This is a genomic window from Pseudomonas ogarae (assembly GCF_014268695.2).
In the GTDB taxonomy this organism is placed as follows: Bacteria; Pseudomonadota; Gammaproteobacteria; order Pseudomonadales; family Pseudomonadaceae; genus Aquipseudomonas; species Aquipseudomonas kilonensis.
Window position 1 is genome coordinate 3140859 of sequence record NZ_CP077086.1, and the last position, 13474, is coordinate 3154332.

Here is a 13474-nt window from a genome sequence, read left to right on the forward strand (position 1 = left end):
CATGGAGCGACTTAAAGTTGGAGTTCCACTGCTTCGGTCTCGCAAGATATTGTTGTTCTGGCGCCTTTGATCAACCCGGACCTTACGTTCAGGTATGTCATCAGCGTTATTGCATCGGCACCGAGGAAAGCGATATAGCCGTCAGGACGAATCAGCATCATCGTGCCTTCCTTGGCGTGGTAGCGCTTGTGCAGTCGCCAATCGGGGTCCAGCAACGTCGAGTGCCAAGCCGGCAGACCGGCGCCGCTCAGGGCATCGATCACGCAATAGGCCTTGATGCCTGGGTAGTCCTTTTCCACCGACGCGGCCAACGCGTAGTGCCCTGGCAGCAAAGGAGAAAACTGATCGGCGGCGCTGAAAATCAACAGCGTGAATGTTCCATGGAACAAGTCGATCAAGCGTTTTGCTGGCATCCCTTGCAGTTGCCACAGTTCGACATCGGGCGCCAGTTGCCCGGCGCGAGGCGGTGCGGTCTGGAACTCGGGTTTTTTCCCTTTCTTGTTCCAGTTCTTGCGCTGCTTCTTCGTCAGCGAGTCTTGAATGTAGTCACTCTTTTCATAGTGATACTGATGACCGGAAATCATCGACGGCAATTTGCGCTGGACCTTTTTCCGGTTGCTCAACAGCGGCAGGACATTGTCCCGTAGCCAGACCAGGGCGCGACGCTGGACCGTAATCAGCCCCGTCAGCCGGTGGGCGGTGTTTTCGACTTCCAGGGCAACCGGGTAGCGCTCTTCGTTGTAGCTGTCAAGCAAGGATGGGGCCGCCAGGCCTTGATCGACATAGGCCATTTTCCAGGCCAGGTTATAGGCCTCGGAAACCCCCAGGTTCATCCACTGCCCACCAATGGGGCTGCCGATATGCGCCGAGTCCCCCAGCAGAAACACGGAGCCTTGTTGCATCGATTGCACGCGGCGATGCTGGAAAGAGGCGATGGTGGTCGATGAAATGTTGGACAGCGTCATCTTTTGCCCGCGCCCTTCGCACAAGCGCTGGAAGTTCTCCAGGCTCAAGGACGGGCGCTCGCCTTCTGGCGGCAGGTTGTAGGGCATTTCAATGAACAGCCGATAACGCGATTGTGCGCTGATCGGTGCAACGGCCACATAACCGTCCTGCGCGCCTAGGAAAAACGCGCCCTCATCCTTGCTTCCGGACCATTCGATATCGGCATCGGCGAGCATGAAGAAGCGGTCGTAGGACGAACCTTCGAAGGTCATGTCCAGGCGTTTTCTGATGTTACTGCGAGCACCGTCACAGGCGGCGACCCACCGACTGGTGAAGTGTTCGTCGGTGCCGTCGGCATGCTTGAGCGTCATGCGCACCGAACCCGGCAGGTTTTCGATGTCCACCAGTTCGGTGTTCCACTCCACCTCGGCGCCCAGCTCCTTGAGCCGATCAAGGAGAATTTTCTCCGTTTTCGGCTGTGGCAGGCTCAGGAGCAGGGGATAGGTAGCATCCAGGTAGGAGAAGTTGTAGTTCAGCACCCGCTTGGCATTGGACTGCACCGAAAACTGGTTGATCGTGAAGCCGTTGCTGATGGCTTGCTCGGCAACGCCCAGGTCCCGAAAGATTTCCAGGGTCCGGGAATGGATGGCCATCGCCTTGGTAGCCGTCGAGGGGCCGGCGTTCCTTTCAATGATGCGAAACGACACGCCCCATTTCTTCAACAGGATTGCCAGGGACAGGCCAATAGGGCCGGCGCCGACGATCATCACGGTCGGGGCGCTGCCAGGTCGCTTGAAATGCTTGGGGGCCAACGTGCTCAGAGTGTTCATCGATCAGTACCAGTTTCTGTAGAAGGGAGAGTTGGCAATGCCGAGCAGGGCATCGTCGCCTGATGAATCGCCGTAGGCATAAATGTAAAAATCATCAAGGTTGCTCAAGCAGCCTTTAAGCCGCGTGACTTTCTCTCGCTCTACACAGTTGGTACCGGATATTCCGCCGGTCAGTTTGTTCTTTGCCGTGGCCAGGCGGGTGCCGCACACATAGTCAAAACCTGCGGCCTGGCCCCAGGGGATCAGGTAGTTTTCCGGCGAGTTGCTGACCAGCGCCGTGACGTGCCCCATGGATTGATGCCATTGCAGCCGCCGCAACGCCTCGGGCCTGAGCCAGAGCGGCAGCAGCTCGCTGATGAAATACTTGGCATGCTCGCGCTCTTGCTCCACCGACAGGCCGCCCAGGTAACAGGCAATGAAGGCCAGGCGCGCTTGCATCAGCGGAGTGATGCCGACGATCACGCTGAGCATCTTGGGCAGCAGGGGAATGATCCGGAGCCAGAACGAACGGGTGCCCACGATATAGCGCATGTAGCGCCAGAACGTGTGCCGGTCGGTCAATGTGCCGTCGAAGTCGAAAACGGCCAGTACCGGTTGTGTGCTGTTAGCGTGCATGTGCCTCTTCCTTGAGAGAAATAATCTCGATGGTCTTGGGCAGCTTGAAGCCCGATAGGTCGCGCGAAAGCAGGGTGGACAGCGCGTTCTGGGTCAGCTCGCCGGTCCCTTCGACACACAGGTGCAGCACGTTGACTTCCTTGTGGTCCGGGACGATATAGGCTTTGGCACGCAACACGTCAGGGTGCTTGAGCGCGACGGATTCGATTTCCACCAGGTCGACCATCTGCGCCTTGATCTTCGAGATTCGCAGGCGTTGGCAATAGAAAAACACATGCCCGTCGTCGTCCCGCCAGACCAGGTCACCGCTGTGGAACCAGCCGTCACGGAAGAACCGCGCATTGGTGTCCTCGGCATCGTTGTAGCCATCGATCACCATCGAGCCGCGTATCAGCAGTTCGCCGATGCGCCCAGGCGCCACGTCCTGGCCCTGGGCATCGACGACTCGCAGCTCCACACCGCTGATCGGCTGACCCATGGCGCCACGATGGACCGTGCCAATCGAGCTCTGGACGATCACCGGCATGCTCTCGGTCAACCCATAGCCTTGCAGCACCGGATTGCACCCCAGAAGTTTCCCCAGCTTCTCGGCTTCATCGGCCGGCAGGTGGCTGCCGCCCGAGTAAATCATCAACTGCGGGTGCAACGGCAAAAGCGTGCCTTTGCGCTTGGCCAGGCGCGTATTGAAGTAGCGAATGACGTCGGGCACCAGGCAGGCAAAGGTGACCTGATGCTCGGACAGCACTTCGGCGAGGTCTCGATTAAGCAGGGTGTTGGTCATGAGCAGGGTGGCGCCAATGCTCAAGGGAAACACCATCATCACGGACAGGCCGAAGATGGCATACAACGGCAGCGTTACCAGATGAACGGATCCGACGCCTTGCAGGTGAAAGTGCTCATGCAACCCATCGCTTGATTGCGTCAGGTCCAGATAACGGTGAGAAACCGCCAGGGGTCTGCCGATGCCTCGATAGGTGAACTGCACCGAGACGATCGGGTTGCCCTCGGGCAACAACAAGGGTTCGATCTGGCAAGGCAGTTGAGAGACGGCCGTTGCGTTGGCGGGCAGGGGCGATGACGGTTCGCTCCCGCCGTCCAGCACCAGGGAGTGCCTGACACCGTTGCCAGCCTGGAATGCCTCACTGTGTTGCACCCATAGCACTTCGGTCGTGACCACGAGCGTCGGCCTGGCGAGGCTGACGACATTGGCCATTTCAAAGGGGGTCAACTTGTAATTGAGGATGACCGGAATGGCACCCCGCCCGATGATCGCCAGGTAGTAAGCGATGAACGCCACACCATTGGGCAGCACCAGCGCTACTTTGTCGCCAGGCAATACACCGAGCGCTGTAAGGGCGCCATTGCATTGTTCGGCTTTGATTCGCAACTCGCGGTAAGTAACGGTGTCTTCTTCCGTGTCCAGATGCTGAATAGCAACTTGCTCGGGGAACGATTCCGAAAAACCGACAAAGCGATGCAGAAAACCTTCTTTATATGAAAGGCTTTTCATTTACCAACCTCTCTCAATCCTTGGATGTATGGCTAGTCAAAAAAAGTACTACAGAGGTAGGCTATATATGAATTGTTTCAATTAAGCATCTGTGTAGTTGTTATTCCGGTACCAATCCAGGGTATCGGTCAGGGTTTCAGCAACAGGGCGGAATTTGCACTCCAGCTCCCTTGAACTTTTGTTGTGGCTGAAATGAGTGCGGCCTTGTTCTTGCTCCATGAGCTTGACTGTGGAGGTACTGATGAGCACCGGTTTTTTGGTGATCCGGTAATAACCTTCATAAATAAGCGCGATGATTCGCAGCATGAACAGGGGCACTTTTCGCTCCGGGGCTTTTATGCCACTGACGCTGGACAGCGCTTGGAATATGCTCTTCATGTCCATATGATTGCCGGCGGCCAGGTAACGTTCTCCGGACCTGCCGCGGCTGATGGCCGCGATTTGATGCTCGGCTACGTCCCGGGCATCGACAACGGAAAAGCTTCCGGGGAGTACGCCGGGCAATTTTTGTCCGACAAAGTCGAGCAGGAACTGTCCTGACGAAGTAGGGCCGATATCGCCGGGGCCGAACATCCACCCTGGCAGGACCATGGCGATAAACATGTCCGGGTGCTGCGCCAGGAATTGCTGGACCTTCTGTTCGGACAATATTTTGCTCAAGTAGTAATCGTCAGCCTCCAACTCACTGCGAGACATGGTTTCATCGATCACTTGATCCCTATTGCCCTTCAGCACGGCAATGGAAGAGGTATGGACTGCACGACGAATACCAGCGTCATAAGCGGCTTGCAACAAGCGCTCGGTACCGGTCACATTGGTGTCATACAGTTTTTGCCAATGTTTCCCGCCTTTGTAACTGTCGCGGAAATAGGCAGCCGTATGAAACAGGGCATCACACCCTTGTAGGGCATGGGCGAAAGCATCGACATTGAGCATGTCGCCTTCGACCAACTCCACGGGCAGGTTACCGAACTGTTTTCGGGCTTTCTCTACAGAACGAACCAGCGCTTTTACTTTGATGTTTCGTTTTAATAGCGCACGAACGACATTATTCCCGAGCAGGCCAGTAGCGCCTGTAACGAAGGCATATTCCATTAAAATCCCGCTCCTGTGAGGTGACCTGCCATCGCATCGAGACCCGTGTCACTGACTCGATGCCCTGATCAGGCGTTGGGCTCCACCAACGGCGCAAGTAAAAACCATCCGGTATCTGAAAATCAAGTGGTATTTCGTCGGATTGACGAACTGACCGCTCTGAACCGGGCTTCATGCCCGTTTTTTCACGTTCCAGCGTGGGGTGTCGGACAGGAAAATATCCGGTTTGAGTCGCCCGACATCCCGTCAGGGACTTATCGAGTGGGGGCAAACGAAAATTTCAATTCGCCTGTACACCGGCAAAAACTGTGGCCACTGGCTCATCTAGCGTGCCCTGCCGGTTGCTCCAACTACATGGCACATACATGGCAGTTTTTGAAAGTTAAAATGTAAATGATTGAACAAGGCGCGTATAAGATATGATGGCGAGAACGGGTTCCGTACAGTGAGGCGTCGATTCGTTGCATCCAGTTACACGTAGATATTTTGTTTGGCCAAAGGAGCCGAGGGCGTGATTAAAAAGAGACTAGGTCGAGAAGAGAGCCAGCAAGTAACAAGAGACAGATTGTTCGACACAGCCACTGAGCTGATGATCCGAAAAGGCTTTCATGCCGCCAGCGTCAACGTTATTGCCGAGGAGGCCGGCTTTTCCAAAGGCGCCTTTTTTTCAAATTTTTCAAGTAAATCGGACTTGCTGCTGCAATTGACTCAACGCTTCAAGCGAGTTGAGATCGACCGATTGAGTACGACCCTGGCGTCGGGATACTCGGCGGAGCAGTTGAGCCACGGCTTGAATGCCTATATCGATACGCTGAAGAACAATACCCGCTGTGCGATCCTCGATGCCGAGTTGCAATTGATCGCCCTGCGCGATGAAGAGTTCTCGCCGCATTACTACGACTTGCACGAGGAAAACAGCGAGGCCTTGGGCAAGTTGATTACCATCATATTCAATCATGCCGGCAAGAAGCCGCCCCTGGCCTACGCCGCGCTTGCCAAGACCTTCACCGCCTTGGCGGAAGGCCTGATATTGCAAGGGCATAAAGACCCGGCTGTTGAAATCAAGCTGGTGTTGAACTCGCTCATCCAGACCGCAGAGCCTCTGTAAGCCCCGAACGTTATCGCTGATAGGCCAGCAACTGGCGCTCAGCCAATCGCAATTCCCCCCACCAGCGCGCATGCCTGCAACATGTAAAGCAGGGCGGCAATGCCATAGGCCTGGAAGGCCTTGAAGTTATCCTGGAATTGGGCCGGGAAGCTTGACTGAGTGCACTGATGAGTATTTAGTTGTGCAATACAACTAATCACTCATTTTGTCCGAGGTCCGCCGTGAACCATTGCCCACCAGATCTGATTGAGAACATCCGTTCGGCGTCGCGTCTCATGGTGCGCGAGCTGGGGTTCATGCACAGCACGCTGGCTGCCACGGATTATCCGCCGTCGTCGGTGCACACAATCGTGGAGCTCGGCAATCGTGAGTCCCTGACCGCGGGCGAGCTTGTCGAGTTGCTCGGCCTGGAAAAATCCAGCGTAAGCCGGATGGTTCGCAAGCTCATCGAGGCCGGCGAGATCGAAGAAATTGCCCATGAACAGGATGCACGCGCCAAGCGATTGCGACTCACCGTGCAGGGGCAAAACACTCTTCGAGCCATTGATACTTTCGCCACGCAACAGGTTGTCGCGGCCATGTCGCATTTATCCAGCGAGCAATGTCAGACCGTGAGTGAGGGGCTTGCCAGCTATGCCGTCGCACTGCACGCTCATCGACTCGGTACAGAGCCGCCTGCGCCGACGCAGTTGGCGATTGCGCGTGGCTACCGTCCTGGCGTCATCGGCCGCATTGTGCAAATGCATGCGGACTATTACGCAAGGCATTCAAACTTCGGCCAGCCGTTTGAAAGCCTGGTTGCATCGGACATGGCCGACCTGATGGGGCGTCTGCACAACCCGCGCAACGAGGTCTGGGTGGCCCTGGATGGCGAACGAGTGGTCGGTTCGATCGCCATCGACGGCGAAGGCGAGGGCGCCAGTGCGGTGCTGCGTTGCTTCATTCTGGATGATTCGGCGCGAGGCAAGGGCGTTGGCAGGCGTCTGTTGGCTGAAGCGATGAAGTTCTGTGACGAGTGGGGCTTCAGTTCAACAAGCCTCTGGACGTTTCAGGGGCTCGACGCTGCTCGCAAGTTGTATGAAGCGTTTGGTTTCAGGTTGGAGCTGGAGCAAGAGGGACAGCAATGGGGGCGACCCGTTACGGAACAGTGTTTTGTACGGTCGGGCCCAGTCGTCTCGCCAATCTGAAGTCGTATCAATCGGCGGTGTTGGATATGCCCCCACAAACAATCTGGCCAATTGCTACACGCCGTTGTCCGGCATGATCTAAGCTCCAGAGGAGGGTCACCCGAGCAGGGGGTTTCGATGCGAAGCGCGCCTGAAAACAGCTTGAAAAAAGCACTGAAAGCCTGCCGGGACAGCTTCATTTCTGTCGGGTTTTTCAGCTTTTTCATTAATGCGCTGATGCTCGTCCCCACGTTCTACATGCTCCAGGTCTATGGGCGAGTGATCACCAGCGGAAGTCTCACGACCCTGACCATGCTGACGCTGATCACGACCGCATTGCTGGTGACCCTCGGCTCGCTGGAATGGATCCGTTCGCGCGTCATGGTTCGGGTCAGCACCCGGCTGGATGTGCTGCTCAGTCGCCAGGTCTACCGGGCCAGCTTCAAGCGGGCCTTGGAAAGCGGCGGTATGGACGCTTCGGCGCAATCGCTCAATGACTTGACGGGCTTGCGGCAGTTTCTCTCCGGCAACGGCTTGTTCGCATTTTTCGACGCGCCCTGGCTGCCGATCTATATCGCCGTGATGTTCCTGTTCCATCCCTGGTTTGGTTGGGTGGCGACGGCCAGCGCACTGTTGTTGCTCGCGCTCGCCTTCGTTAACGAACGACTCACGGGACCGGCGCTGGCTGAGGCCAACAAAGAGCACATCGGCGCGACGCTCTACACCACCAAGAACCTGCGCAACGCCGAAGTCATCGAGTCCATGGGCATGCTGGAAACCCTGATGGATCGTTGGGGCCGGCGGCAACGCAACGTGCTGTTGCTGCAATCGGCGGCGAGTGACAGCGGGGCGATCATCAGCACGCTGTCGCGCACCTTCCGCATCCTGGTGCAATCGCTGGTGCTGGGTTTAGGGGCCTATCTGGCCGTGGACAATCAGGTCGGAGCCGGCCTGGTGTTCGCCGGGTCCATACTGCTGGGACGTGCGCTGGCGCCCATCGACCTGATCATTGGTAGCTGGAAGGGGTTTATCGCCGCTCGCTCTCAATACAACCGTTTGAACGACATCCTCGATAAGCAGCAAGCGCAACCCGAGCGTATGTCTTTGCCGGCGCCCCAAGGGCATGTGCAGGTCGAGAACCTGATTGTCGCGGCCCCCGGTTCCAGGACTCCGATCCTCAAGAACATCAGCTTCAGCGCACCTGCCGGCTGCATGGTGGGCATCATCGGTCCCAGCGCGGCGGGAAAGTCGACATTGGCCAGGGCGTTGCTGGGCGTCTGGGCCGCGCAGCACGGGGTGGTTCGGCTTGATGGCGCCGACATCAGCGCTTGGGACAAGCACGAGCTTGGGCCTTATATCGGTTACTTACCCCAGGACATTGAATTGTTCGAAGGCACCATCGGTGAAAACATCGCTCGCTTCGCCGAGGTCGATTCGGTGAAGGTGATCCAGGCGGCCAGAACCGCTGGGGTTCACGAGATGATCCTGCAGTTGCCCGATGGCTACGACACCGTCATAGGCGGCGAGGGCTTCATGCTTTCGGCAGGGCAGCGCCAGCGTATCGGACTGGCCCGGGCCCTGTATGGCAGCCCACGCTTGATCGTTCTCGACGAGCCCAATTCCAATCTTGACGACGTCGGTGACCGCGCCCTCGCGGCAGCGATCCAGCAGTTGAGGCAGACCGGCGCGACGCTGTTTGTCATTACCCATCGGACCAACATCGTGTCGCAGCTTGACCGGCTCATGGTGATGAACGCTGGGGTTATCAGTCTCTACGGGCCACGCGAGCATGTCCTGGCCGAACTTAACGCGCAGCGACAGCAGGCACAGACGCCAGCCGTGCCCGCAAGCACCGGCACGGCTTCGGTCGTTGCCGGCAAGGGTGATCCTGATGAACCCTATGGTGCCCATTCGTCAAATTGAGAGCTTCGCCGACCTGCCGACATCCGATCGCAAAATTCGTCGCCTGGGCGTTGTCATCATCGCGGTGATCTTCGGCCTGTTCGGCACCTGGGCGGCCGTCGCCCCCCTCGACGGTGCCGCTTATGCCCCAGGCGTGGTCACCGTGCAGGCTTATCGGAAAACCGTCCAGCACCTTGAAGGTGGCATCGTCAAAGCGCTGCTTGCCCATGATGGCGACATCGTCAAGCGTGATGATCCGCTGATCATTCTGGATGACGCCCAACTTCGCTCTGAATACGAGATGGCTCGAGGCCAACTGATTGCGGCCAGGGCCATGGAGGCGAGGCTTGTGGCCGAGCGCGACAGTTTGCCAGCGATCGGTTTTGGCGACATTGCCGAGCCCGACAGTGTGCGGGGCGTGGAGGCGCGCCAGGGCGAGACCCGGGTATTCAGCGCTCGACAAGGTTCGCGGTTGGGCCAGATCGCGGTGCTGCGCGAGCGTGTTGGCCAGTTCCGCCAGCAGATCAAGGGACTGGAATCGATGGTCGGTTCCAAAGTCCATCTGGAGAAATCCTACAGCGGTGAAATCGGTGAGTTGGCCGACCTCCTCAAGCAAGGGTTCGTTGACAAGCAGCGCCTGCTCGAACAGGAGCGCAAGTTGGGACTGCTGCGTTCAGAGGTTGCCGATCACCGCTCCGCCATTGACCGGACACGCCTGCAGATCAACGAAACACAACTGCAGATCCTGCAAGTCGACAAGGACTTCAATGCTGACGTCGCCAAGCAACTGGCCGAGGTCCAGACCCGGATCTACGACTTGCAGGAGAAAACCTCGGCGCTGGAAGACCGGCTCGCTCGTGTCGTCATCCGGGCGCCCGACGCGGGCATGGTGATCGACATGACGGTGCACACCATTGGCGGGATCGTGCGCCCGGCGACGCCATTGCTCGATATCGTGCCCTCGGTGTCCGACCTGATCATCGAGGCCCAGGTGGCGCCGGTGGACATCGATCGCATCGCCATCGGCAAGCGTGCCGATATCCGTTTCGGCGCATTCAATAGCGACACTACGCCCGTGATCGAAGGCCAGGTCAGCAGCGTGTCTGCAGACCGGATGACCAACGAAAAGACCGGGACGGCCTATTACCTGGCGCGGGTGCGGGTGACCGACGCGGGGGCACGGACTTTGGGTGAGCGCAAATTGTTGCCGGGCATGCCGGCGGACGTTTTGATTATCACCGGGCAACGCACGCTGCTGCAGTATCTGATGCAACCGGCTCGCAATGCGCTTTCTCAATCGATGATCGAGGAATGACCATGGTCGCGTCGACAGCTTTGCTCGGCAGTGTCTTGATGCTCGCAGCGGGTGCCGCCCTGGCGCAGACCGAGGCTGCAGCGCCCCCTGGAGTCAACGCCTCGACGTTCTCCACCGACCTCATGCAGTTGTATCGCGAGGCTCGGCTGGAGGACCCGCAGATACTGGCGTCCTATGCGCAAGCGCAGGCGGGTCAGGAGCATCAGCGCGAGGCCATGGGCGCGCTCTTGCCGCAGTTGTCGTTCAACGCTGGGTCGAACCGGATTCACCAGGAAAGCGATCTGGTGCAGCGCAGTTTCGACAGCGAAAGCTATGGCCTGGTGCTGCGTCAGTACCTCTACAACAAGGCTGCGTGGGAGAACTATCAGAAGTTCAAGAGTCTGGCCCGGCAGTCCGAATCCCAGGCCTTGGAAACCCAGGCCGAAGCCTCGGTGGAATTGGCCCTGCGTTACTTCACTGCGCTGGCGGCCGAGGATGAACTGCAGTTGGTGCGGGCGGAGCGTCGAACCACCCAGAAGAGTCTGGACCGGATCAATGCGTTGTATGAAAAACAGTTGGCATTGATCACCGATCAGCTCGATCTCAAGGCCCGGGTAGACCTGCTCTCGGCCCAGGAGCTGGATGCCCGTAACCAGGCCAGCCTCAGTCGTGAGGCGCTGGCTGAGATCGTCGGGCGGCCGGTCAAGGAACGACTCAACCGGATTCGTGACGACCTTGAGCTGCACGTCTCGGCACACAGTCTCGAGACCTGGGTTCGCGATGGCATGGCATTCAACCCGGCGCTCAAGGCCAACGAGAGCGCCGTCGAAGCGGCGGGCGCGGCATTGCGCAGCGGCAAGGGTGGGCACTATCCGACCCTGAGCCTGAACCTGAGTGCGCAACAGACCAATGAGGGCTACAACAACTCCCTGGCCCCCCGCACCGACAGTTACGTCGCCGGGATAGGTGTCCAGGTACCGCTGTACAGCGGCGGCTCGACCTCGGCGCGGGTCCGTGGGCTCTACCAGGATCAAGTGGTTGCCGAGCAACAGTTGGAGGCGACCCGGCGCCGGGTGGTCAAGGAGATCACCAACGCCTACCTGACCGCCAATTCCAATGGCGAAAAAATCGGCGCGAACCGGCTGGCGCTGGAGTCGGCACAGTTATCCAGGGTGGCCGCCGAGAAAGCGTTGAGCTACGGGATGGTCAATTCTGTCGATGTCCTGGCCAGCGTACGCAATGAATACCGCGCTCGACGTGACCTGCTTAAAACCCAATACGACTTTCTCAGCAACGTGCTTATCCTGAACCGCTGGGCGGGGAAACCACCGGCCGAGGGTATCGAGAATGTAAATAGCTGGTTAAGTTCCGGCAGCGTTGGCCAGGACTTTCGCTGATCGGGATAGGTCCATGGGACATTCCGTTGGCTGATTCGGAGCAGATTCTTGACGATATATTGACTTCATATTTATTAGGCGCTGTAAGTGCATGCCGCTCATCGATTAATTGACGATTTTCTCTCGGCCTAATACGGGCTGCCAGTTTCTCGCTACTAGCCTAAAGAACTGATTTAGCGAGTGTTTTTCACCTTTCGGGAAGGTTGACTAGCCGGGGCGGCACCAAGCTTCGGCCGACGACTGGTTAATGGGTCGCCAGTGGCGCACTGGGCTGGCCTAGACTCAGCCTACGAGCTCGAAAGGAGCACATTATCATGTGTAAGCTGTTGATAATTATTCCTGTTCAGGTTGTCTCGATGGTGTCGTCCGGCTTCTTGAAATCCACGCTATCCCCGCCAGAACATCCAATGCATATCCTGCTTTGCCTGGCGAAGGGGTCATCGATATGAGACCGGATCGTAGAACACCGATCCGGGTGATGCTGGTCGATTGTCGTCCCCTCGTTCTCCGGGGGCTTCATGACTTGATCAATGCCAGAAAGCCGCAGATGGAAGTGAGCGGCCAGGCTTCGACCTATACCCATGCGCTGGACCTTGCCGATCAGTTGCGGCCCAACGTGATTTTCTTCAGTTTCTTTCCCGATGCGTTGAACCCGCTGGAAGTTGTCGCCGGGCTGACCCGCAGCACGCAGATGAAAGTGCTGGTGCTCAAGGGGTTGTATGAGGCTGTTCCTGTTGCCCAGGCGATAGAGGCGGGCGCACGCGGTATCGTGTTGGCCGAAGACCCGACGGAGTCGATCATCCAGGCCATCGTCAAGGTGCATCATCGCGATATTGGGCTGGACAGGGCCTGGGCCGGTGGGCTTTCCGGCTATGCTGCCATCGGTCACACAACCACCCAGTGCAATCTGGAGCAGGCGAAACAGGCTCGGTTGACGTTGCGCGAGAAGGAACTGATTCGTGCCATCGTGGGGGACCCGTCTGCCAAATACATCAGCATCGCTGGGCGCCTGGGTATCAGCGAGCACACGGTGCACAATCACCTCAGTAACATCTATCAGAAGCTTGATCTTATTAACCGCATCGACCTGTTGATGTATGCGCTCAAGCATGGGCTTACCAACAGTGAAGAGCCGCCGGAGTCTACTTGGGTGGAGTTGGATTGACCTTGTTGGAACTGGCTAGGATTTTGTTGATTGAGTACATATCCATTGCTGCGGTAACGGCTGCTTAGGGTTCCGCCCTGACGGCGGCTCACTTTTGAAAAGCGCAAAAGTAAGCAAAACGCTCTTGCCCCACCACTCGGTGCCTCGCCTAGGCTCGGCATGCCCGAACGCAGGCATTGCTCCGTGGGCCCGCCGCGAAGGGCCATCCATGGCCCAGCGCGGCTATCCCGGCATCCATGCCGGGATGCCCACTCCACAACGCCTCCGTTCAGCCAGCGTGGTTAACGGGGCGCCGAGATCAACGTCCACCGCGAGGCGGCCTAGTAGCCGACCTGGTTCTTCTGGTCGTACACCCGTCAGATCTGTGGGAGCAAAGCTTGCTCGCGAGGCGGCCTGACAGCCGGCCTGGTTCTCCCGGGTGAACTCAATCCCAATGTGGGAGCGGGC

The 13474-nt window shown here is 58.0% G+C and carries 10 protein-coding genes; 6 read left to right on the top strand and 4 right to left on the bottom strand.

Going from position 1 to position 13474, the window contains the following annotated elements; genetic code table 11:
• Window positions 1-11 precede the first annotated feature (11 nt).
• The 4 genes from HU749_RS13680 to HU749_RS13695 form a co-directional block, all read right to left on the bottom strand.
• Window positions 12-1775, bottom strand: coding sequence for an FAD-dependent monooxygenase (locus HU749_RS13680; protein ID WP_186652221.1), 1764 nt, complete (start codon window positions 1773-1775; stop codon window positions 12-14).
• Window positions 1776-1778: 3 nt separating this feature from the next.
• Entirely contained in the window at window positions 1779-2390 is a 612-nt protein-coding gene (locus HU749_RS13685) for an HAD-IB family hydrolase (RefSeq protein WP_079301825.1), read from the bottom strand.
• Window positions 2380-3900 (bottom strand): class I adenylate-forming enzyme family protein, encoded by a 1521-nt coding sequence (locus HU749_RS13690; RefSeq protein WP_186652223.1) that lies wholly within the window; start codon window positions 3898-3900, stop codon window positions 2380-2382. Before HU749_RS13690 ends, HU749_RS13685 begins: the two co-directional genes overlap by 11 nt.
• Window positions 3901-3981: 81 nt before the next feature.
• Window positions 3982-4995, bottom strand: a complete 1014-nt coding sequence (locus tag HU749_RS13695; protein WP_014338495.1) for an SDR family oxidoreductase — start codon at window positions 4993-4995, stop codon at window positions 3982-3984.
• A 511-nt stretch (window positions 4996-5506) separates the two neighbouring features.
• Here HU749_RS13695 and HU749_RS13700 point away from each other — a divergent pair.
• The 6 genes from HU749_RS13700 to HU749_RS13725 all read left to right on the top strand — a co-directional run bounded on the left by HU749_RS13700 (window position 5507) and on the right by HU749_RS13725 (window position 13027).
• Window positions 5507-6103 (top strand): TetR/AcrR family transcriptional regulator, encoded by a 597-nt coding sequence (locus HU749_RS13700; protein ID WP_003201023.1) that lies wholly within the window; start codon window positions 5507-5509, stop codon window positions 6101-6103.
• A gap of 275 nt (window positions 6104-6378) precedes the next feature.
• Window positions 6379-7290, top strand: coding sequence for a bifunctional helix-turn-helix transcriptional regulator/GNAT family N-acetyltransferase (locus HU749_RS13705; protein WP_079301826.1), 912 nt, complete (start codon window positions 6379-6381; stop codon window positions 7288-7290).
• Between the two features lie 117 nt (window positions 7291-7407).
• Complete coding sequence (locus HU749_RS13710; RefSeq protein ID WP_186652225.1) at window positions 7408-9192, top strand: type I secretion system permease/ATPase; 1785 nt, start codon at window positions 7408-7410, stop codon at window positions 9190-9192.
• Window positions 9161-10486: an HlyD family type I secretion periplasmic adaptor subunit gene (locus tag HU749_RS13715; RefSeq protein WP_186652227.1), complete on the top strand. Its 1326-nt coding sequence runs from the start codon at window positions 9161-9163 to the stop codon at window positions 10484-10486. Before HU749_RS13710 ends, HU749_RS13715 begins: the two co-directional genes overlap by 32 nt.
• Window positions 10487-10488: 2 nt before the next feature.
• On the top strand, window positions 10489-11862 hold the full coding sequence (locus HU749_RS13720) for a TolC family outer membrane protein (RefSeq protein ID WP_186652229.1): 1374 nt from the start codon (window positions 10489-10491) through the stop codon (window positions 11860-11862).
• Window positions 11863-12307: 445 nt separating this feature from the next.
• Entirely contained in the window at window positions 12308-13027 is a 720-nt protein-coding gene (locus tag HU749_RS13725) for a response regulator transcription factor (RefSeq protein WP_079301829.1), read from the top strand.
• Window positions 13028-13474 lie beyond the last annotated feature (447 nt).